The organism is Bremerella sp. JC817, from assembly GCF_040718835.1.
GTDB lineage: Bacteria > Planctomycetota > Planctomycetia > Pirellulales > Pirellulaceae > Bremerella.
Genome location: NZ_JBFEFG010000101.1, coordinates 1 through 653, shown reverse-complemented (window position 1 = coordinate 653; position 653 = coordinate 1). Strand labels below are relative to the sequence as shown.

At 57.4% G+C, this 653-nt stretch carries 1 pseudogene; it reads left to right on the top strand.

The features are described 5' to 3' along the window. Positions 1-515 precede the first annotated feature (515 nt). Positions 516-653: pseudogene (locus AB1L30_RS00465) on the top strand (His/Gly/Thr/Pro-type tRNA ligase C-terminal domain-containing protein); the annotation flags it as partial.

The following is a 653-nucleotide window of genomic DNA, read 5'->3' as shown; positions in this document are numbered from 1 at the left end:
TCTGCCGGAAGTCGATTGGGGAAATGTTACGGCGCGGGAAGCGTGCCGGTGACATGAATATACGTTTCGCCATCTTCCACGACGATATGGGCCTCGACCGAATAGACCGCGGCGATTGTTTCACGAGTCAAGCGACTTCATTCGCAAAATCGTCTGGCAACAGATTCCCGCGTTAGTCGATCGTTATGTTCCTTCGACCGTCTATCTGACCAACGGTCGTGAGATCAGCTTCCGGGCGAGATCCTCGTGCGGCATCGGCTGCGGATTCTCGGAATCAGACACGGGGACCTCCGTCCATCAATCGAATCAAATCGAGTCGAGGCATCACGGAAAGAAAACGGTTTTCAGGGTCGTCGCGAGCCGGAGCAGGCGACACGCCGATCGGCCGATCCTAGCACATCTCGACCCTCCGCGGGCAGACGCTTCAGTTCAGCGTCGACGTTCGCCCGAGAGATGAATCGACGTGTCACGCGAGGTTGCTGGTCGTCGACCACCATCGCTTTTGCGATAGCGCAGAAATGGCCCAGGACTTGTACCGCACGTTGAAGAAAGACTGGAACGTCTTCTACGACGAAAAGGGTGCCGTGGGGCGTCGTTATCGTCGTCAGGACGAAGCAGGCACGCCGTTCTGTGTTACGGTCGACGGCGACAGC